The organism is Gaetbulibacter aestuarii (assembly GCF_039537665.1).
Lineage (GTDB): Bacteria > Bacteroidota > Bacteroidia > Flavobacteriales > Flavobacteriaceae > Gaetbulibacter_A > Gaetbulibacter_A aestuarii.
Map to the genome: position 1 here is coordinate 1,896,533 of NZ_BAABAY010000001.1, position 22,397 is coordinate 1,918,929.

At 37.0% G+C, this 22,397-nt stretch carries 12 protein-coding genes; 11 read left to right on the forward strand and 1 reads right to left on the reverse strand.

What is annotated here, in order from left to right:
• The first annotated feature begins 120 nt into the window (after nt 1-120).
• The 6 genes from tgt (at nt 121) to ABD682_RS08630 (ending at nt 7,305) form a co-directional block, all read left to right on the forward strand.
• Nucleotides 121-1,251, forward strand: a complete 1,131-nt coding sequence (tgt, locus tag ABD682_RS08605) for a tRNA guanosine(34) transglycosylase Tgt (RefSeq protein ID WP_344740767.1) — start codon at nt 121-123, stop codon at nt 1,249-1,251.
• A gap of 38 nt (nt 1,252-1,289) precedes the next feature.
• Entirely contained in the window at nt 1,290-2,366 is a 1,077-nt protein-coding gene (locus tag ABD682_RS08610; RefSeq protein ID WP_344740768.1) for an LptF/LptG family permease, read from the forward strand.
• Nucleotides 2,353-3,261: a DMT family transporter gene (locus ABD682_RS08615; RefSeq protein ID WP_344740769.1), complete on the forward strand. Its 909-nt coding sequence runs from the start codon at nt 2,353-2,355 to the stop codon at nt 3,259-3,261. Before ABD682_RS08610 ends, ABD682_RS08615 begins: the two co-directional genes overlap by 14 nt.
• Nucleotides 3,262-3,322: 61 nt before the next feature.
• Complete coding sequence (locus ABD682_RS08620) at nt 3,323-4,276, forward strand: acetyl-CoA carboxylase carboxyltransferase subunit alpha (protein WP_344740771.1); 954 nt, start codon at nt 3,323-3,325, stop codon at nt 4,274-4,276.
• Between the two features lie 168 nt (nt 4,277-4,444).
• Nucleotides 4,445-5,986, forward strand: coding sequence for a replicative DNA helicase (gene dnaB, locus ABD682_RS08625; protein WP_344740772.1), 1,542 nt, complete (start codon nt 4,445-4,447; stop codon nt 5,984-5,986).
• 59 nt (nt 5,987-6,045) lie between these two features.
• Nucleotides 6,046-7,305: an asparagine synthetase B gene (locus ABD682_RS08630; protein WP_344740773.1), complete on the forward strand. Its 1,260-nt coding sequence runs from the start codon at nt 6,046-6,048 to the stop codon at nt 7,303-7,305.
• On the opposite strand, the gene ABD682_RS08635 is transcribed toward ABD682_RS08630, so the two are convergent.
• Nucleotides 7,302-7,739: a hypothetical protein gene (locus tag ABD682_RS08635; RefSeq protein WP_344740775.1), complete on the reverse strand. Its 438-nt coding sequence runs from the start codon at nt 7,737-7,739 to the stop codon at nt 7,302-7,304. The genes ABD682_RS08630 and ABD682_RS08635 overlap by 4 nt on opposite strands.
• 284 nt (nt 7,740-8,023) lie before the next feature.
• Here ABD682_RS08635 and ABD682_RS08640 point away from each other — a divergent pair, with 284 nt between their 5' ends.
• The 5 genes from ABD682_RS08640 to ABD682_RS08660 form a co-directional block, all read left to right on the forward strand.
• Complete coding sequence (locus tag ABD682_RS08640; RefSeq protein WP_344740776.1) at nt 8,024-8,470, forward strand: hypothetical protein; 447 nt, start codon at nt 8,024-8,026, stop codon at nt 8,468-8,470.
• Between the two features lie 284 nt (nt 8,471-8,754).
• Entirely contained in the window at nt 8,755-10,089 is a 1,335-nt protein-coding gene (locus tag ABD682_RS08645) for a hypothetical protein (protein WP_344740777.1), read from the forward strand.
• Between the two features lie 158 nt (nt 10,090-10,247).
• The gene (locus ABD682_RS08650; RefSeq protein WP_344740779.1) at nt 10,248-11,684 is read left to right on the forward strand and encodes a T9SS type B sorting domain-containing protein; all 1,437 of its coding nucleotides are present in this window, start codon (nt 10,248-10,250) and stop codon (nt 11,682-11,684) included.
• A 1-nt stretch (nt 11,685) separates the two neighbouring features.
• Entirely contained in the window at nt 11,686-14,016 is a 2,331-nt protein-coding gene (locus tag ABD682_RS08655; RefSeq protein WP_344740780.1) for a PorP/SprF family type IX secretion system membrane protein, read from the forward strand.
• Between the two features lie 432 nt (nt 14,017-14,448).
• The coding region (locus ABD682_RS08660; RefSeq protein ID WP_344740782.1) for a beta strand repeat-containing protein at nt 14,449-22,397 on the forward strand (7,949 nt) is incomplete at its 3' end.

Genomic DNA, 22,397 nt, shown 5'->3' on the forward strand with positions numbered 1-22,397 from the left:
AACTGAGATTTTGTTCATTTTTATTTTTTGAAATTCGATGAAATGTTAAGGATATTAAATTGAATAATCGCCATTAAGAGCAAAAAAATATGTAGGTTTGCGAACGCATTGCAGTTACAAATGACATTCGATTTAAAAGCAAAAGATCCTCAATCAAAAGCCAGAGCTGGTATCATTAAAACTGATCACGGTACCATCGAAACACCTATTTTTATGCCCGTTGGCACCGTTGCTTCGGTAAAAGGTGTGCACCAACGCGAGTTAAAACATGATATTAATCCTGATATCATTCTGGGGAATACGTACCATTTATACTTAAGACCTCAAACGCCTATTCTGGAAAAGGCCGGAGGACTTCATAAATTCATGAATTGGGATCGAAATATTTTAACTGATTCCGGTGGTTATCAGGTTTATTCGTTATCTGCAAACAGAAAGATAAAGGAAGAAGGCGTGAAATTTAAATCGCATATTGATGGTAGTTATCACACCTTCACACCTGAAAATGTCATGGAAATCCAACGAAGTATAGGAGCGGATATTATTATGGCCTTTGATGAATGTACGCCATACCCTTGCGATTATCACTACGCAAAACGTTCCATGCATATGACGCATCGTTGGTTGGAGCGTTGCAAAACACACTTGGAAAAAGTGCCTCCTAAATACGGTTATGAGCAAGCTTTTTTTCCTATTGTTCAAGGGAGTACGTATAAAGATCTAAGACAACAATCGGCAGAATATATTGCCAATGCCGGAGCCGTGGGAAATGCTATTGGTGGGTTGTCAGTTGGAGAACCTGCTGAAGAAATGTATGCCATGACTGATGTTGTTTGCTCTATTTTACCTGAAGATAAGCCCAGATACTTAATGGGCGTTGGCACGCCTATCAATATTTTGGAAAATATTGCGTTAGGTGTTGATATGTTTGATTGTGTGATGCCAACCAGAAATGCCAGAAACGGTATGTTATTTACATCTCAGGGCACCATCAATATTAAAAATTTAAAATGGGCCGAAGATTTTTCGCCCATTGATCCCATGGGGATGACGTTTGTAGATACGGAATACAGCAAAGCATATGTGCGTCATTTATTTACTGTGAATGAAATGCTTGGAAAACAAATTGCAACCATTCATAATTTAGGATTTTATTTGTGGTTGGTAAGAGAGGCAAGAAAGCATATCTTAGCTGGAGATTTTAAAAGTTGGAAAGATAAAATGGTTAAACAAATGGATAAACGCCTTTAGGCTTTAACATTTTTACTTTTGAAGAAGCCTATAGTTTTATGAAAATTCTTGACTGGTACATATTAAAACGATATCTGTTTACATTTTTTATGATGTTATTACTGTTTATTCCAATAGGAATAACAGTACATCTGGCTGAAAAAATTGGGAAGATTCTTGAAAATCATGTGCCACTTCCTGAAGTCCTCTGGTATTTCTATGATTTCACCATTTATTTCGCACATATATTATTTCCGCTGTTCCTGTTCTTATCTGTGATCTGGTTTACTTCTAAACTGGCTAATAATACAGAGATTATTGCATTTTTAAGTTCTGGAGTTTCCTTTACGCGTTTTTTACGACCTTACCTGATAGGAGCAACAATTGTGGCTATTTTATCCATTTTTCTTGGATTATATCTGGCTCCCAAAGCCAGTGAAGGGTTTAATGATTTCACGTATAAATATTTGAAAAAAGGAGTGAAGTCGGTTGACGATACCAATGTATTCAGACAGATTAATGACAATGAAATTATTTATGTGAGTCGCTTTGATGTGAAGAATAATATGGGGCATAATTTTACATTGGAACATATTGAGGATAATAAACTTAAATATAAAATTACCGCTTCAACCATCAAGTATAATCCTCAGGATTCAACCTATCGTCTTACAAACTATACCAAACGCGATATTTTTAAGGATGAAGATCATATTGAGCACAATGTTCTAAAGGATACGGTTTTTTCATTCGATGTAGACGATTTAATTCCTGTGATTTACGCTGCGGAAACAAAAATGTATGGCGATTTAAAACAGTTTATCGCAAAAGAAGAGGCACGTGGTTCTTCGAATGTAGGGCGTTTCAAGCTGGTACTTTACAGAAAATGGAGTTTGCCTGTTTCTGTTTTTATTCTAACCATAATAGCGGTTGCGGTGTCATCAATTAAGCGTCGCGGGGGTATGGGTGTAAATTTGGCCATAGGTATTTGTATTGCTATGGTGTTTGTGTTCTTTGATAAGATTTTTGGTGTGATGACAGAGCAGTCGGATTTTAATCCTATAATAGCCACCTGGTTTCCAAATATAATTTTCGGCATTCTGGCTATGTACATGCTTTATCATGCAAAACGCTAAACTGAAAAATTACCTGCATTTACATCTCCTTGTTTTTATAGCAGGTTTTACAGCTATTTTAGGACAATTAATCTCTATAAATGCCATTCCTTTGGTTTGGTATCGCATGGTGTTTGCCTGTGTTTTTATGTTCGTTTACATAAAAATTAGAGGTATTAAGCTTCAATTGAAATCAAGTTCAGTCGTAAAACTTGCTTTAGCGGGAATTATCATTGCGCTGCATTGGATTACTTTTTTTGGTTCTATAAAAACCTCCAATGTTTCTATTGCCCTGGCCATGTTTTCAACAGGAGCTTTTTTTGCATCTTTAATAGAACCATTGATTTTTAAAAGACGCATCATTTGGTATGAGATTTTATTTGGGCTTATTGTTATTTTCGGAGTTTATATTATTACTAAAAGTGAAATAAACCATCTTACCGGTATTATTTTGGGCGTGCTATCTGCATTTCTTTCTGCTTTTTTTGCCGTATTAAATGGTCGCTTTATTAAATCTTATAGTTCTACGGTAATTTCATTTTATGAGTTTGTAAGCGGTATGATCGCTATATCAATTTATTTATTGATATTTTCTTCAGAATTTATACAGGCTTCTTTTTTCAATTTAAGTACTTCAGATTTTTGGTATCTTATTATTCTCGCATCTATTTGTACTGCTTATGCATTTATTGCAGCTGTTCATGTCATGCGTGTAATTAGTCCATATACAGTAGTTCTAACATATAATCTCGAACCTGTTTATGGGATTATTCTAGCCGTGTTCTTATTTCCTGAGAAAGAGTCTATGTCGCCCTCGTTTTATTACGGTGCTATCCTAATAATATCAACCGTTTTAATAAATGCCTTACTGAAAAATATTCGAATTAAAAAAAGAAAACCCCGCTTAAGGTCATAAAACAATTAAAGTTTTATATTTGTAAGCTAACAAAACGAACAAATCAAAATATTGAATTCTTATGGAATATTTAGAATTTGAACTCCCTATAAAAGATTTAGAAGATCAGCTCCAAAAGTGTCAGTTGATAGGTGAAGAGAGCGATGTTGATGTAACTGAGACCTGCGATCAGATCGAAAAGAAATTAAAAGCTACCCAAAAAGAGATATATAAAAACCTAACGCCCTGGCAACGCGTACAATTATCCAGACATCCCGATCGCCCCTATACCTTAGATTATATTAAAGCTATTTGCGGCGATAGCTTTCTGGAACTTCACGGCGACAGAAATTTTAAAGATGATAAAGCCATGATCGGTGGTTTAGGTAAAATTGGCGATCAAAGTTTCATGTTTATTGGGCAACAAAAAGGGTATAATACCAAAACGCGTCAATACCGAAATTTTGGTATGGCGAATCCGGAAGGATATCGAAAAGCCTTGCGTTTAATGAAGTCGGCTGAAAAATTCGGAATTCCTGTTGTTACCATTTTAGATACGCCGGGCGCTTATCCTGGTTTAGAAGCTGAAGAACGAGGTCAAGGTGAAGCCATTGCCAGAAATATTCTTGAAATGACACGCTTAAAAGTGCCCATTATTACGGTTATTATTGGTGAAGGTGCTTCCGGTGGTGCACTTGGAATTGGCGTGGGAGATACCGTTTTAATGCTCGAGAACACCTGGTATTCAGTAATTTCACCAGAATCGTGTTCGTCTATTCTTTGGCGCAGTTGGGAATACAAAGAACAAGCTGCTGAAGCTTTAAAACTGACTGCCAAGGATATGAAAAAGTTGAAATTAATTGATGAAATAATTAAAGAGCCTCTTGGTGGAGCTCACCGTGATCGAGAAAAGACATTTACCAAAGTGAGCACTTCGATCGTTAAGGCATTTGAGAATTTAAAAAACTTATCACCAAAAGATTTGGTTGCTAAACGTATGGATAAATATTCTCAAATGGGTGTTTTTAAGGACTAATCTGATAATTTACTTATAGAATTAAAAACTGAGGATTTAGTCTTCAGTTTTTTTTGCACTTATTCACAATATTTTTGACTTATTAACAGTTCAATTGTTAATGAGTAGTTAACAATAGAATTCCGAAATAAAGGCTAGTAATCCTTCTTTTTATTTATTTTCGTTCTCATGAAACAACCAAACCAAGTCCAAGGCTATAAAGTAGATAAAGGCACTTTAATTAATCTCGAAAAAGGCAAAATTCCTCCACAAGCTATTGATTTAGAGGAAGTTGTGTTGGGTGCCATGATGATTGATAAAAAAGGAGTCGATGAAGTTATCGATATTTTAAGTCCGGATGCCTTTTATAAAGAGGCACATCAATATATTTTTGAAGCTATTTTTCAGCTGTTTGAAAATAGCGAGCCTATCGACTTATTAACCGTTTCATCACAATTAAAGAAAAATGCCAGACTTGAAATGGTTGGAGGTGATTTTTACCTCATTTCTTTAACCCAAAAAGTGTCTTCTTCTGCACATATTGAGTTTCACGCGCGAATCATTCTTCAAAAATTTATTCAACGTAGTTTGATCAAAATTTCTAGTGAAATTATTGAAGATTCCTATGACGAAACCAAAGATGTTTTTGATCTTCTGGATAAAGCTGAAGCGAAACTTTATGAAGTTACTCAGGGGAATATTAAAAAATCCAGTGAAACTGCTCAGGATTTAGTGATTCAGGCGAAAAAGAAAATTGAAGAAATTTCAAATAAAGAAGGTCTTAGTGGTATTCCCACCGGTTTTCATAAACTCGATAAATTAACTTCCGGATGGCAACCTTCAGATCTTATTATTGTAGCGGCTCGTCCGGGTATGGGTAAAACAGCCCTGACCTTATCTATGGCGCGAAACATTGCAGTAGATCAAAATATTCCGGTAGCCTTCTTTTCTTTGGAAATGGCTTCTGTGCAATTAATAACACGTTTGATCTCTAGTGAAACGGGCTTATCTTCTGAAAAATTACGTACTGGTAAATTAGAAAAGCACGAATGGGAGCAGCTTAACGTTAAAGTTAAGGATCTTGAAAAGGCGCCACTTTTCATTGATGATACACCGTCGCTTTCTATTTTTGATCTTCGAGCAAAGGCACGCCGTTTGTCTTCTCAGCATGGTATTAAATTGATCATGATCGATTATTTACAACTCATGACGGGAGGAAGCAGTAATACCGGTAATCGTGAACAGGAAATTTCGATGATCTCAAGAAACCTCAAAGCCTTGGCAAAAGAATTAAATGTGCCTGTAATTGCGCTTTCACAGCTTTCGAGAGCTGTGGAAACAAGAGGAGGAAGTAAACGTCCTTTACTTTCCGACTTACGGGAGTCCGGTGCTATAGAGCAGGATGCCGACATTGTGAGCTTTATCTATCGTCCCGAGTATTATAAAATTGATGAATGGGACGATGAAGAACGTTCTCCAACCGAAGGACAAGCCGAATTTATCGTAGCCAAGCATCGTAATGGTGGTCTGGATAATATTCGATTGAAATTTATTGGGCACCTTGGTAAATTCGATAATCTGGATGATTTTGATTATCCTTACGAATTTCATTCTAAAATGAATGCCGCAGCGAACGATGATACCTTTAAACCCGATGATTATAAGGCAAATCCTGACCAGGCTTTTGGTAGTTCACTGAATGACGATGACGAGAATGAGGTTCCTTTCTAAACCTTTTTCAATTGTTAAAGTTTCGTTCTGAATTTTAAAATTTCATTACCTTGGAGGGTATGAAAAAATACCTGCTTCTGTTGTTATTTTATGGCCTGTCTCTTCAGGTTTTTGCCTCTTATATCCTGATTCCCATGGATGCCGAAGGTCAGAAGAACCATTTGAAGGCTTATGGCATCACCTATTGGACACTAAGCAAACATTTAAAGGCCAAATGGCTACTGAATTATCGCGGCGGATCTTTTTTATTACCCGATACCGAAGATATTCAACGGGAATGTTTGATTCGGGGGGTGAGTTTTGAGGTTATTTCCAATGATAAAGCCGCGGAAATTCTTGATTTGATCAGTAGTCCAAGTCAAAATATGGAAGCCGTCGTGTTAGAAAAGGCGCCTAAAATTGCCGTATATACCCCTAAAGGTAATCATCCCTGGGATGACGCAGTGACTATGGTTTTATCTTATGCTGAAATTCCCTATGAAACCATATATGATGAAGAAGTTTTGAACGACGGACTGCTTACTTTCGATTGGTTACACCTACACCACGAAGATTTCACCGGACAATATGGGAAGTTTTACGGTGCTTACAGAGCAAGCTCCTGGTATATTGAAGAAAAAAAAGAAGCTGAAGCTTTAGCCGAAAAATTAGGGTATTCAAAAGTATCTGATGAAAAGCGTGATGTAGCCTTAAAGATAAGGGATTATGTTGTTGGTGGCGGATTTATGTTTGCTATGTGCAGTGCTACTGATAGTTTTGATATTGCTCTGGCTGCTGCAGGAGTAGATATTTGTGAGCCCATGTTTGATGGCGATGGTAGTGATCCCGGTTATCAAAATAAACTAGACTACTCTAAAACCTTTGCGTTCACTAATTTTATTTTGGAGCGCAATCCTAGAGTTTATGAATTTTCATCCATTGATATGACTTCCAAACGAAATATTCCCAAATCATCGGATTATTTTACACTTATGGATTTCTCAGCGAAATGGGATCCGGTACCTACGATGCTCTGTCAGGATCACACGGCAATTATAAAAGGATTTATGGGCCAAACAACTTCATTTAATCGCGATGATATCAAAGCAAATGTTCTCATATTAGGAGAAACCAAGCTTAACGGAGAGGCTAAATATATTCACGGCATAAAGGGTAAAGGTTTTTTTACCTTTTATGGGGGACATGACCCTGAAGATTATCAACATAAGGTTGGCGATCCAAAAACTGAGCTGGATTTGCATCCAAATTCTCCGGGTTATCGCTTAATCCTTAATAATGTTTTATTTCCCGCGGCACGGAAAAAGAAGCAAAAAACCTAAAGTTGTTCTACTACTTTTTGGAAGGTGTATACGAACCCGTCTGATTCAGTACCCGTACTTTTGTTGTTCTCATTAATAGTGAAATCATTTGTATTAATGATGATTTCACCATATTCCACACCATCAATAGTAATGAATTTTAGACCTCCAACCTGATTAATACTGTAGGTGTAATTACCCGAGCTAAGAAAAGCCTCCTTTGTAGTGTCAGTGTTTTGATTATCAACATATAAAACGCCTGTGCTTTCATAAAAAGTCCAGACCACCGTTCCTAGTTCAAACTGGTCATTTACGCCCTCAATACCACCTGTGGTTTGCGTTAAATGCCAGGTAATATTTGTTTTTGGCACAGAATTTGTCGTGTTGTCATTCCCTAAAGAACAATTAAAAAATAAGGTCAGAGTAAATAGTAGTAGGATCTTGTAAGTTTTCATTTTAGTTACAGTTATATTGTATTGAATAGGATGATAATAATTCAAAAAGGTTGCGTAAAAGTCATTAAAAGAGTTAACAAACACAAATTCAGTTTGTTAATGTTTTTCTAAAAGTGAATGAGTAAAATATGCGCTTCTAAAATGTGATAAAATTTAGAAAAATGTCAATAAGATTAATTACGGCTCGACTAAAAATTAACATAAAAAATGAAAAAAATCGATAAAACGCTTGTTTTTTTCGTTTAATTGCATAAATTTGTCCCATAAACCCTAAAGTCTCAATCATGAACAAAAGAATATTTTTACTTAGTTTTTGCTTTATTTTGATGTTTGGTATAACTCATGCTCAAAAGCATAAAGGTCCTAAAAGTATCATTCGTGAAAATGTTGGTATTAAAAAATACCATAATAAAGAAGAGTTGGAGCGTATGCCCAAGGGAGAGTTATTAGGACTTTATACGGAACGTATAGAAAGCTTAGTAAAACTATTACCTTACATTGCATTTGCTACCAAACCTGGTGTTACCTTAACTAGTTTGGGAATCCCGGATGATAAGGAGAACAACAAAGTGTTGGATAATCAGTTCGAAGCTACCGATGATTTTCTAAGTTCAACTCGAGAATTTCATGAACGTATATTGCCCTATTCAGATACATCTAAACTTATAGCGGCTATTTTGTTTTATGAAGATATGATGAAATCGCTTCACGAGTTTAGTGAATACCATTAAGACAACTTATAATTAAAGATCACAAACAAAAAGTAGCATGTAATTACTAAAATTATATGTTACTTTTTTTGCTTTCATATTTCATAGTTACTTTTTACGATAATCAAAAAGCACGGAATCTTGATAATTTATAAATTTATAAAGATGCATTTCATCGATTTTTTTGACATTATATTGATACAAAAATGCATTTTAACGAAAAAAATTGCATTTCATGGATAATTTTTTATAGATTTGACGTAAAATAAAAAGAACATTTGCCCTTAATTACAAATTTTTTAATGATGAAAAACTTAACCCACCCGATATGGCTTTTTCTATTTGTATTTGGAATCTCATTTGCACAACAAGAAAAAGGAATCATAGGAACAGACAACTGGCTTAAGAATTGGACAGAGTTTAACCCCAATCAAGAAGATCCGGGAGAGCCTACTCAAATCTTAACCGGGAAAATCTCCAAAGACACCAAACTTAGCAAACGCGAGGTTTACTTATTATTAGGTAATGTATTTGTTGTAGACAGTGCAACCTTAAGTATAGAACCCGGAACCGTAATATTAGCTGATTACAAAACAAAAGCATCTCTAACAATTGCCAAAGGAGCTAAACTCATGGCAAATGGTTCTGTTACAGATCCTATTGTGTTTACTTCTAACAGAGACGTGAAACGTGCGGGTGATTGGGGAGGTATTATTATCCTGGGTGATGCACCATCTAATAAATTCGGAAATGGTTCTGTGGCATCTTACTTCCCGGACCTTAATCCTTCAGATTATCCAAAAACCAATTTTGGAGGAGCAAACACTGAAAGTTACTCCGGTGTTTTAAGTTATGTACGTATAGAATATGCAGGGAAACGTATGCGAGATGGTTATTTTAGTGGTTTACTCTTAGCTGGAGTAGGTAGTAAAACAGTTCTTAAAAATATTATGGTAAGCTATTCTGGCGCAAACTCTTTTCAGGTTTGGGGTGGAAACCTTACTTTAGATCGGTTGGTGTCCTACAAGTCTAGTGGAAACGATTTCAAATTTAATTTTGGAACTCAAGTAGCTTTAAATAACTCATTGGCGGTACGTTCACCATTTGTGTCTAGTAGCTATCGAGCTCGTTGTTTGCAAGTGGCTTCATATGATGATCAACGAGAAGTTGATTTTTCAAAAAGCTTAACACATGTAAAAGCGGAGAACATTACCTTACTTAATGAAAGTAATGATCTTAAAGGTGATATTAGCAGAGGTTTAGTTAATGAAGGTGTGTATGTGGGGAAATCTGCTTATTTAGATATGAATAAAAGTGTTATTTCAGGATTTAATCCAGCGGTTTTATTTGAAGATGGAATTGTAGTAAATCAACAAAATTTAGAGAAAATTAAATTTACCGATATGTATTTCAATAACTGTAACGGTAATATTTATGTTGAATACAATTCTAACAATGAAGACCTCGAGAACTGGTATGGAAATAGCTCATTTTTAAACGTGTATTCTAAAAGTGCTAACGACGAAACTTTTATTGATATGTACAATAAAAAGCGTCCTGATTATAGATTAAGGATTAATAAAATCATAGCATCCGAAAAGGACAATTTAGCCTCTGAAGATATTGGCGCCCAACCTTAATCTCATTTTTAATTCCAAAATTTATCAATTTAGAATAACCAAAAACACTTCAATCACGTTTTTTAACTCTTTTTACTGACTCAAATTTTCAGTAAACGAACCTGGTTCAAATTTAAGCTATTAACGACGGATCGTTTTGTTGTTGAAAACAATAAATCATGAGGAATTTTAAACATTTAATAATCGGACTTTGCCTTGTGTTTTTAAGCATTAGTAAGGTACAATCACAAATTGTAATTAGTACTCCGACGCTTGGTTTTACCCAAGCTTGCGCCGGACCATCTTTTAATTCTTATAATGCTACGTTTTCTTTTTCTCCGGAAACTTCTGTTGGAGCCACCAATCAGTTCCTTATAGAGCTCTCCGATCCAACAGGTGATTTTACTAATGCACAGGTTATATATACTTCTGCGCAGGGAGAGTTCACAACCTCACCGGCAACCATCACTTTTGCATTTCCTGATACTGTTGCAGGTGAAAATTACAGAATTAGAATAAAAAGTACGTCTCCGGCTGCCACGAGCACAGGGTCAGTACCATTTCCTGCTTACTATAAAATCCAGGATTCGCCCTTCACCATTAATAATTTAATAGAAACCGCAGTTTATTGTGCCGGCAGTAGTTATTTACTAACTATTGATAATCCGGGAGGTCCGGACAACGATTCGCCATTACAATACGACTCGTTAACCTTTAATTGGTATAAAGAAACCAGTGCAACCACTTCGGTTTTTGTAACTTCTGGTGAAACCTTATCGGTATCTGAGCCCGGAACCTATTTTTGTGAAACCAATTATGGTTCATGTAGTTCTAATTCGTATTCCAATAGGGTTACAGTGAGCGAGTCAACAACCAATGGTTCCTTTGAAATTTCCTCCAGTTTAGGAAATCCGTTTTGTGCTACTGATGGTCCAACCACCTTAAGCGCGTTAAATGGGAATAGTTATCAATGGTTTAAAGATGGTGATGCCATTTCAGGTGCAACCAACCAAATGTATCAAACTAATGAGTCCGGAACTTATTCAGTAACGGTTGATCTTGGTGACTGTTCTGTAAGTGCTTCCATAACCCTTGAAAATACCGGATTCACGAGCAGCATAGACGTTCAGGAGGTGAACATGTTAAATGAAGGAGAAACCCTTACGGCTACGGTAACAACGGATGCTGTAAGTCCGCAATTTACCTGGTATAAAAATGGCACTGTAATTACCGGGCAAACCTCAAATAGTTACACCATTGGTCAAACAGGAAACTACCGCGTAGTAATTAACCAGACTTCAGGCTGTAATGCCTCTAATGAATTTGCATTTAAGGTTATTGAGGCTTTTCCTGATGTTCCAAATATTCCAAATATCATCAGCCCAAATGGCGATGGAGTTAATGATACCTGGGTTATTCCACAGATGTATACAACGGGCACAAGTACTGATGTAACTATTTTTAATTCCAGTGGAAAAAAAGTCTTTGAAACAAGTGATTATTTAAATAATTGGCCACAAAGTCAAATAGACTTTAATCAAGTAAATCCGGTATATTATTACGTTATAGAGAAAGATGGTCAAACTAAAAAAGGATCAATTACTGTTCTAAAATAATATGAAAAAATTTATTCTATATATTATTTTATGCGCGTTTGGCTTTCTGGAATTGCATGCCCAATCAAATGGTGTTTCATCATTATCAATTCCGGTAAGGAATTCTTTGCGCTTCAATAAATATGCCTTAAACCCCACATTTAGTTTTGTTAGGGAACAAAATAAATTTATCACATTTACCAATAAAAGAGAATGGGTTCAATTTGATAATCCTCCGCAAACCTATTTATTTAGTTATTCCGGACGCTTTCGAGAAAATATAGGAGCCGGATTAGGTTTATTTCAACAAGATTATGGTGTATTAACCACCTTTGGAGGTATAGTTAACTTTGCTTATAACGCTATGTTTGACAGTGAAAATAACCTAACCTTCGGTCTTAATGTTGGATTTTATTCCAGCAGTATAAATGAGGGTAGTGTAGTTACTAATTTTCCAGATCCATCGTTAAATAATTTAGAATCAAATTCGGTATTAACAATAAATCCCGGTATTAATTATGGTACCGGCTTTCTGGATTTTGGTATTGCTATCAATAATCTGGTGTCTTACAATATCACAACCTCGGAAATGATCCAGGATAATCCGGAGCAAGCCTTACAGGCACACATGATGTATACCGGATATTTTAATACCAGAGGATTTTTTGATGAAAGCAAATTTCAAATGCTCATCCGATCAGAATTTAAAAAAGAGACCACCGTTATATCGGGTGTTGCCATGGTATTAGTCCCAAAAGGAATTTGGGCACAGGCTGGTTATAATACCCTTTATGGTGTTTCTGGTGGTTTAGGGGTAAACCTAACCAAGAATATAGCTATTGAATATAATTTTGAAAAAGCCATTAGTGACCTTAATAGTTTTGGCAATTCTCATGAGATTACCCTGGCCTATCGATTTAATAACAATAATAGATACCGTTACAGCGGTGATGACGAGGAAGAAGCTTTAATCCAACCAAGCAGAAAACCAAAACGTCCAACAAGTAAACCAACAATTAGTAAACCGAAAACAGAAGTCGCTGCCGCTAAACCGGAAGAAAAAGAACCGGAACAAACGGCTCCTGTAGAGGAACAAAAAGAAGTTGTTGCAGATACAACCCAGGAGGATAATGCCGCAGCAGAGGCGGAGGCGCAGCGTATTGCTGAAGAAAAAGCTGCTCAGGAAGCTGAAGCCACGCGCCTTAAAGCTGAGGAGGAAGCCAAAGCTAAGGCGGAAGCAGAGGCTAGAGCCAGAGCTTATCGCATAGCTCAGGAAAAGGCTGCTGAAGAAGCTAAAGCGAAAGCCGCAGCAGAAGCAGAAGCGAAACGTATTGCTGAAGAAAAAGCTAAAGCAGAAGCAGAAGCCGAGGCAAAACGCATTGCTGAAGAGAAAGCTAAGCAAGAAACCAGACCAAATCTAAATATTGAAGCCGATGAAATTATTGCTCAGCAAGATTTAGATGCTGTTGAAATCCCGGTAGCTAAGGATCCAAAAGCTAAGAGAATAGAAAGTCTTACTGAATTAACAGTAAATCAGTCTCTGGAACAGCAAAACTTATTGGATGAGTTAAACGCAAAAGTAGCCAGCAAGCAAAAAGATTTAGAAGATCTTAAGCGGGAGAATGATTTAAGTGAACAAGGAATTTATACCGAACCAAAACCATTTAAGAGCGTTACTGCTGAAAATGCGGCCATTGAAAATGTGAAAAACCAATTAGATGAGGTTATCAAATCGCAAGAGGAACAAATTGCTCAATTGGAGGATGTTTATAAAGAACGTCAGAGTAATTATCCTGATAGTGATCCTGTAAACGTATATTACTCGAGAAAATTAAAAGATCTGCGCTCACAACAGTTTAAAGCGGTGACTTCTCGAGATAGCTTATTGAAAAAATTAAAAGATATTAATGAGGCTACAGAATTTGAACGTAAACGTCGTATTAAGCGTGCAGCTTATGATAATTTAGAGGATCGTTATAATAAAGATAGAGCTACGCTTGAAAATATTAAACGAACTACAGTTCCAAATTCAGCTAATTTTACTGCAGATGATTTTGATTTTGGTGAAGAACAGACAAGCAGTGTACAAATTGTAAAAGGCGTTCAGCATACCGAACCAGGGTATTATACCGTATTGGCAGTGCACTCAGACGAAGGAAAACGTGATGAGTTTGTAAGAAAGGCCATAGCATCTGGATTGGAAGATATAGATTTCTTCTACGATGTTAATACGAATAAATATTTCATTTATTCTAACCGTTTTGATGATGTTAATGCTGCTAGTCGTGCCGTCGATTCAAAATCTAATGAACCATATAATAGTGAAATGACGATAGTGAGTATTGAAAATTAATAATCACCAAAACTATTTTTAACCAACCAAATTTAGCCTTAGTATGGAAATTTTATACTAAGGCTTTTTCCTTTAAATTTTTATAAAAAATGTACTTAATGGTGGATCATTTTGGTTAATTAATAACCATTTTTTGTTAATAACTTGAGAAATAATAGTTAATTATTTTCAAAAAATACAGAAAAAGATTACATAAATTTCTAATTTTATAGATTAAAGACTCAAAATATCGATGAAAAGCATAAAAAACAGAAAAATCTTCAAAATTTTAAAAAATATTTACGATATTTACCTCGTTTAAATACAAAAAAATTAGATAAGGTGTAGGAAACCATCTAATTAGTATTTACGTAGGTTTTATTAAAAACAAATTTTTTTGCTATTAAGTCTTCTTTTTTCACCCAAAGGAAAAGAAGAGAAAAACTAACCACCATGAACAAAACTACTTATTACAAATCCCTCTATGTTTTGTTGTTTCTGCTATTGTCTTTTACAGGCATGGCTCAGACGTATAAACCATTTACCATCCGAAAGCAAGTAGATGTTAGAGGTAGCATGATTGTTGTTGGTAATGCAATATTGGGGAAAGACAATAATGATTTCAACTTTACTAATCAGGATAACCAGGATATCGATATGCAATATATTGATATCGACAGCGATGCTTCAACCTTTAGCTCTAGTAGCGCTGATATTGAATTACCTTTAGAACCCGATGGAAGTATCACAGATTGTTACCGTGTAGCATATGCCGGGTTATATTGGGGAGCTATTCTTCAAGATGGCAGCAGGACTGATATCAATAAAATTAAACTTAAACTTCCCGGTGCTTCTACCTATAATGATATAACTGGCGAAGTAATTTATGATGCTATTGTTGATCCGATTATCACTGTATTCGGAGAACCGGGAAATACACCTTATGCTTGTTATGCCGATGTAACAGATTTAGTTTCTACTTTAACAGATGTTGAAGGAACATACACTGTTGCAAACGTAACATCAAGTGAGGGGTTCAATAATTCAACAGGTTTAGCTGCGGGTTGGACCTTGGTAGTTATTTATGAAGATCCCAATTTAACAACGAAGTCCTTCAATTTGTTTGATGGATTCGGACATATTTATGACGGTCACTATGAAGAGGTACCGGTTACAGGATTTACTACACCTCCAGTTGGTAATATCGATTTACAATTTGCGTATGCCGCATTAGAAGGTGATAGAACCAAGCGTGCAACCAAATTAGAAATTAATGGTAAAGAGGTAACCACAGATGAAAGAAGTGCGAACAAATTCTTTGGTTCTGTTATTGAGAACAGGGGTTATGGACAAACACCAAACCCACCGAGTATTAATTACCCAAGAGTACCCAACAGTGAAAACACACTCGGTTTTGATACCGGGTTTTTAGAGGTTCAGGGTGCTGAACCGGAATACATAAAGAATAATGTAAACAACGCGAGCTTTGTACTACAGGTAGCTCAAGGGCAAGCCGACCCCATTTTTGCATATTTTGGGGCTTTCAACGTAGATATTATTGCACCGGATATCGACCTGACTAAAACCGTTTCGGATACCTCAGGAAATGATATAGATGGCGCCGGTGTTTATTTAGGACAACAACTTTTTTATGATATTACTTATCAAAGTGTTGGAAATGACGATGTAACAAATTTTACAATTAAAGATGTCCTACCAGATAATATTGTATTCGATCCAAACACAGATATTGACCTAACCAATGCCGGAGGAGCTACATTACAATCATATGATCCCACTACGAGGACCATTATTTTTAACATACCGGACGGTTCTGTAGAAGTTGATGATCCTAGTTTCGTCATACGATTAGCCATCCAGGTGGTTCCCGATTGTTATTCTCTAGCTCAAGCTTGTTCAAATGAAATTTTGAATCAGGCTTTTGCCACATATCAGGGTGTGATCAATCCTACCGTAATTGAGGAAGAAGGTAGTTTTGCTAATACGCAATGTTTAAGTGAACCGGGACCTACAAATTTCATTGTTGATATTTCAAACTGTGATTTTCAGAAAAACGAAATTTTGTGTGGTGATAGTGTTGTTTTAACTGCGGCAAGTGGTTATGATAGTTATTCATGGTCTACAGATCCTTCAGGATCACCGGTAATTGCAACTACCCAGTCTTACACTGCTACGCAAACCGGGACTTATTATGTTACAGATACTACAAACTCTACCTGTATTTCAATAAACGAAACTTTTGTAGTTAGTCCTTACGGAAGTACAACTACAAACCCGGTAATACCATATGCTGATTTAACACCTACTTGTCCGAATGACGGTAAGGTGCTACCGTATATCTTTTTATGTGGTGCCAATGATACCAGAGATATTCAAACCGGTATCAGTGATGCGGTATCTATTATTTGGGAAAAACTTGATGAAACAAGTTGTCCGGAGGTTGGAGTAGATGATTGTGCCAATGAAAATGATACGTGTACCTGGAATCAGGTTGCTACCGGACCTGATTATACAGCAAATGATGCTGGTCAGTTCAGATTAGTAATTAACTATCCTGGTGGATGTTTCAGTATTTTCTATTTCAACGTATATCAAAACCTATTGGACCCAACCATTAGTGCACAAGATATTATATGTACAACACCCGGTTCTGTAACTGCTGGTAATGTACCTTCTGGTTATGAATATAGTTTAGACCCTAATGGACCATTTCAGGCTTCAAACACCTTTAACGTTACAACACCTGGTTATTATACCATATATTTAAAACAAACAGAGGCCAACTCATTCCCTTGTATTTTCCAAACACCAAGTATCTATGTAAGGGATCGTGATTTTAGTGCTACTACAACGGTAACACAGCCTGTTTGTAATGGCGATACAGGAAGTATCAAAATAGCCATGAACAATGCTTTACCACAGTATTATTATAGTATCTCTACCGGAGGAACGCAAGTGGATAGTGTTGGACCAATAAATGCTAGTGATTATACTTTTGCTTCATTAAATCCGGGTACTTATACAGTTACAGCTACTACAGAAGATGGTTGTACCTACACGGAAGATATTGATATTGTTGCTCCGCCATTATTAACGGCAACTGCAGCATTAACTAAACCATTAACATGTACGGATGGTGAAATTACCGTAGCACCTAACGGTGGAACTGCACCATACCAATATTATGTGAACGGAAATACCATTTCGCAAAATTCCAATATAGTAACGGTTCCTACTGCTGGTACTTATGATATTACCGTATTAGATTTTAATAATTGTTCTGCAACGGTATCACTTACTGTTGAAGGTATTTTACCACCGGATTATACTATTTCTCAAACAGATATTTTATGTTCTGATGATCCGAATTCAGGAACTATTACCATCAATGTTTCCAACGCCAACGGAAACACTTTGGCATACAGTATTGATAATGGTGCAACTTTTGTAAACGCACCTAATTTTACAGGTCTTGCTGCGGGTACATATGACGTTGTTGTGCAATACACCATTGATGGAGACGTTTGTACAACTACCCCTCAAACCATTACAATTACATCAACGGATCCTATTACAGGTTCTGCGAGTTTAACAACACCATATACCTGTACAACTGATGGAACCATTACGGTTTCCGGGGTTTCAGGAGGAACACCACCTTACACTTATAGTATTGATGGTATTAATTTCCAGACCGGAACAACCTTTGGAGGTTTAACAGCCGGAACTTATACGGTAACTGTTAAGGATGCTAATAATTGTTCAAGAACATTAGCGCCAATTACCATAGATCCATTGGATCCACCAACTGATCTTAGTTTTAGTAGCAGTCCTCTAAGTTGTACAGCAACGACAACTTCTGTAACTCTAACGACTACAGGAGGAATGAGTCCGCTGGAATATCAGATTATTGCGCCTTCTGGAGCTGTTACACCTTATCAGTCTTCCAATATATTTTCTGGATTAGGATCTGGAACTTATACCTTCCAGGTAAGAGATGCAAACAACTGTACATACAGCGAATCCTATACCATAGATCCTTTATCTGTTATAGCTGTAACCGGAGAAGTAACTAGTGATGTTTCTTGTTTTGGTGATTCAAATGGAGAAGTTATTTTCAGAGTAAGCGGATCTACAAACTTTACTTATACTATTAACGGTGGGGTTTCCACTGCTGGAACAACACCTATTAATCTTTCAGGTGTACCGGCCGGAACCTATACAATAAACGTTACGGATTCTGATACTGGATGTACAGATACTACAAGTGTAACGGTTAATGGGCCTTCTAGTGCTCTTAGTTTAAACGCCACAGCAACAAATATTAACTGTAGCGACGATATTTCTGAAATTACGGTTAGTGCGTCAGGAGGAACACCAAACTATAAATACGCTGCTGTTATTTCAGGAAGTGCAGCCCCAACAAGTTTTGATTACTCAAGTAGTAATGTAATTTCTGTTGATACCAATGGTGGTGCTGATTTAAACTGGGATGTTTATGTAAGTGATATTAATGGATGTACCGCCATGACTTCAGTATCTATTGCTCAGGATGCCTTACCAACTGTAACTGCTCCTGTGGTGGATAATCAATGTAATGCAAGTTCCGGATTTACTTTCACGGTTTCTGCAACAGGCCAGGCACCATTATCTTATAGTATAAATGGAGGAGCTTCATATCAGTCTAGCCCAACCTTTACAGTAAATTCCGCAGGTAATTATACGATTACAGTTAAAGATGCTAATGGATGTATAGCAACGAGTTCAACAACTACAGATGTTTTTCCACCTGTAACTGTAAGCGCTACTTTAACAAAAGACATAACATGTAGTTCGCCAACAAATGCAGTCATTGATATATTTGTTAAAGGCGGAGATGGTTCATATTCCTATCAAGTAAGTACAGATGGAGGCGCTACCTATACAACAATTGGTGGTTCAACTTATACAACCACCACTCCGGGAACCTATCAATTCAGAGTTACTGATGGTAACGGATGTTCACAAGAAACCAGTGCAGTTGTAGTAAATAATACGACACCTGTTGTTGTTAATGTGTCGTCCATAGATCCTACTTGTAACGGAGGAACAGACGGTTCTATTTCTCTGCAGGTTACTTCTGGTGAAAGCCCTTATACCTATAGTTTTGATGGTGGGACAACATTTGGAAATTCTAGTGTTCTAGGAGGCTTACCTGCTGGAAGTTATGATTATGTTGTAAGAGATAGTCAAGGTTGTGAGGCTCAGGGAACAGTGACTTTAACAGATCCGGCGCCTTATGATGTTACCATAATGGAAAATCCAATACTTTGTGGATCTGCACCAACACCTGGTAGTATCGATGTAACCATTAATTCTGGTGGAGTTGCGCCATTTACATATACCTTGTTTGATAATACTTCTAATCAGGTAGAAACTAATACAACGTCTTCAAACACATATACGTTTAATAATTTATGGTTCGGTGATTACTATGTAACCATTGTTGATGCAAATGGCTGTCAGTTCGTTAGTGCCGATTATAGAATTGAAACGCCTCCGTTCCTGGATTTGGATGCTGTTGCCGCAGGTGGAACATGTCCTGATGGAGCAACTGTTGATGTTTCAGTAAATTCAGGAGGAACTCCCGATTTTATTTATTCGATTTATGGACAACCTGGAACAGAAACTGCAGCAACTCCGTCTACAACGCATTCTTTCACTGGTTTGGATCACGGTGTAACTTATTATTTTAAAGTTGAAGATTCCACAGGATGTTTTTCAATTATAGAGGTAACTACACCTACGTTATCAAACATTGTAATAGATCCGATTACTACAACCGATGTTAATTGTTATGGTTCCGATGATGGAACAGTGTCTTTCACAGTTTCTGATTATGATCCTTCTGTAACAATAATTAATTATGAAGTTCGTGATGTATTAACAAATAACCCTGTATCCCCTGCAATAAATGGAACTTTTACAGGATTAACGGGAAGTCCCGCAAGTACAACAATTACTGGAGTTCCAGCGGGAACGTACAGACTTTTTGTTAAAGAAGTGGATGGTACTGAGTGTTCTGCATCCTCTGATTTTAGAATAACTCAACCAGTTCAGTCTTTAAATTTAGCCTTGGTTGGAAATGTAAACGCTACTTGTAACTCAGATGCTCAGGTAACAGTAAGAGCTACCGGTGGAACCGGACCTTATATGTATGCTGCCGGAGCACTTGGATTCGCACCAACTGGAGGTGATTTTGGTTCAAGTAATGTGTTGAATTTAGATCCAACAATTAGAACAAACTGGGATATTGTAGTTCAAGATGCTAATGGGTGTGAATCTAGAATAAATGTTGATATTCAGACAGATCCTGAACCTACAATAGCGGCTATACCACAACAATGTTTTGATGGTACACCTTTCACTATTTCAGTAGTTGAAAGTTCAGGCACAGCTATTACACCTTTAGCTTACAGTATTGGTGGTGCGTTCCAAACAAGTCCGAATTTCACAATTACATCCGATGGAACATACACTGTAAGTATCAGAGATGGAAATGGATGTGTGGTTTCAACAAATTATATCGTAGAACCTCCATTGTTATTAGATAGTAATCTAACCCAGGATTTAACCTGTGCTGTTGATGCTACAATTGATTTAACAGCAAGCGGAGGAACAGGTTCTTATATTGCTTATGCCGTTAGCTCTGATGGCGGTTCAAACTACACTGCTTTGGCAGGTCCAAGTTTTACCACATCAGTAGATGGAACTTATCTCTTCAGAGTAACCGATTCTCAGGGATGCCAGGCGTATTCTCAGGAGGTTGTTGTTACACCTAATACAACTCCAACATTTACGACATCAACAACGGATGTAACATGTAATGGAGCGTCTGATGGAACTATTGTAGTTTCTGCAACAAATGGAATCCCTCCTTATATGTATAGTATTGATGGGGGAGCTAATTTCCAGAGCTCTAATACCTTCATAAATTTACCAGCGGGAACTTATGATGTTGTGGTAAGAGATGACAAAGATTGTGATTCAGCAGCAACAACAGTAACCATTTCAGAGCCGGCTGTTTTAACTGGTTCCGGTAGTTTAACCACAAGTTTTGCTTGTGACGCCTCTAATCAGGCGGCTCCTGCCGTAATTACGATTACCGCTTCTGGGGGTACAATGCCTTACAGCTATAGTATAAATGGCTCAACCTATTTTAGTTCAAATACTTTTGATATATATGATAATGGAGCTGTTCAGAATATTACAGTTTTTGTTAGAGATGCTAATGGCTGTGAGGTAACCGACACTGTAACTGTTGATCCTTTACCTGCATTTACCGGAACATCTGTTGCTGAGGTTACTCCGATTGATTGTAACAGTTCGGGTAGTATTTCAATTAGTGTAACAGGTGGTTCAGGAAACTTCAGTTATCAAATGTTACCTGATGGTGCCCCACAAGCTTCCAATGTTTTCGCTATCACTGAGCCTGGTGATTATTACTTCCAGGTGAATGATTTAGATACTGGCTGTAGTATTGTAACCGATGCTTACACCGTTGCTCCGTTTGATACCATTGAAGTTCAAGCCACTACAACAACAAGTGTCACTTGTTTTGGTGACACTAATGGTGAATTAGAATTTACAGTAAGCGGTTATACAGGTAATTATACTTATGAAGTTTTAGATAATACAGGAGCTACGGTAATAGGTCCAATAGCCGGAAATACATCTACGAATCCGCTAACCGTAACTGGTTTATCAGGAGGTAATTTTAGTATACGAGTTACTGAAACCGATAGTCCATTTTGTGTAACTACCTCTAATGTGATCACTATAGATTCACCTTCAGAGCCATTGGTGCTTACGGCAAATGAGACCTCGAATGTAACCTGTGATAATAATAGCGGAACCATAACCGCAACAGCTACCGGAGGATGGGGCAGCTATGAGTATGAGCTTACAGGTTCAGCTACTGTAGCGTATTCGTCTAATGGTACATTTAGAGATCTTTCAGCGGGTACCTACACGGTAAACGTGCGTGATGCGGGTGGCTGTATTGATAGTCAAACTTTAACTTTAGTAATCCCTCCGCCAATCACAGCAACGGTAACTGCTAATACAACGACTTTAAGTTGTTTTGGAGATACAGATGCTGTGATCACGATAAGTGGTGTAAGCGGCGGTCAGGGAAGTAATTATAGTTATATATTACATCAAACGGCTCCAACAGTGAGCAGTTCAGGACCACAGGCATCTCCGGTATTTAGCGGATTAGGCGCAGGGACCTATAATGTTGAGGTGATCGATGGTTATAACTGTTCGTATAATTCACCGGATATTATTATAACCCAACCAACACAGATCCAGGCCGATCTGGTAAAATCCAGTACGCCAAC

Coding starts and splice junctions, on each gene's coding strand:
- tgt (WP_344740767.1), top strand. CDS start 121: ATGACATTCGATTTAAAAGCAAAAGATCCTCAATCAAAAGCCAGAGCT.
- ABD682_RS08610 (WP_344740768.1), top strand. CDS start 1,290: ATGAAAATTCTTGACTGGTACATATTAAAACGATATCTGTTTACATTT.
- ABD682_RS08615 (WP_344740769.1), top strand. CDS start 2,353: ATGCAAAACGCTAAACTGAAAAATTACCTGCATTTACATCTCCTTGTT.
- ABD682_RS08620 (WP_344740771.1), top strand. CDS start 3,323: ATGGAATATTTAGAATTTGAACTCCCTATAAAAGATTTAGAAGATCAG.
- dnaB (WP_344740772.1), top strand. CDS start 4,445: ATGAAACAACCAAACCAAGTCCAAGGCTATAAAGTAGATAAAGGCACT.
- ABD682_RS08630 (WP_344740773.1), top strand. CDS start 6,046: ATGAAAAAATACCTGCTTCTGTTGTTATTTTATGGCCTGTCTCTTCAG.
- ABD682_RS08635 (WP_344740775.1), bottom strand. CDS start 7,739: ATGAAAACTTACAAGATCCTACTACTATTTACTCTGACCTTATTTTTT.
- ABD682_RS08640 (WP_344740776.1), top strand. CDS start 8,024: ATGAACAAAAGAATATTTTTACTTAGTTTTTGCTTTATTTTGATGTTT.
- ABD682_RS08645 (WP_344740777.1), top strand. CDS start 8,755: ATGAAAAACTTAACCCACCCGATATGGCTTTTTCTATTTGTATTTGGA.
- ABD682_RS08650 (WP_344740779.1), top strand. CDS start 10,248: ATGAGGAATTTTAAACATTTAATAATCGGACTTTGCCTTGTGTTTTTA.
- ABD682_RS08655 (WP_344740780.1), top strand. CDS start 11,686: ATGAAAAAATTTATTCTATATATTATTTTATGCGCGTTTGGCTTTCTG.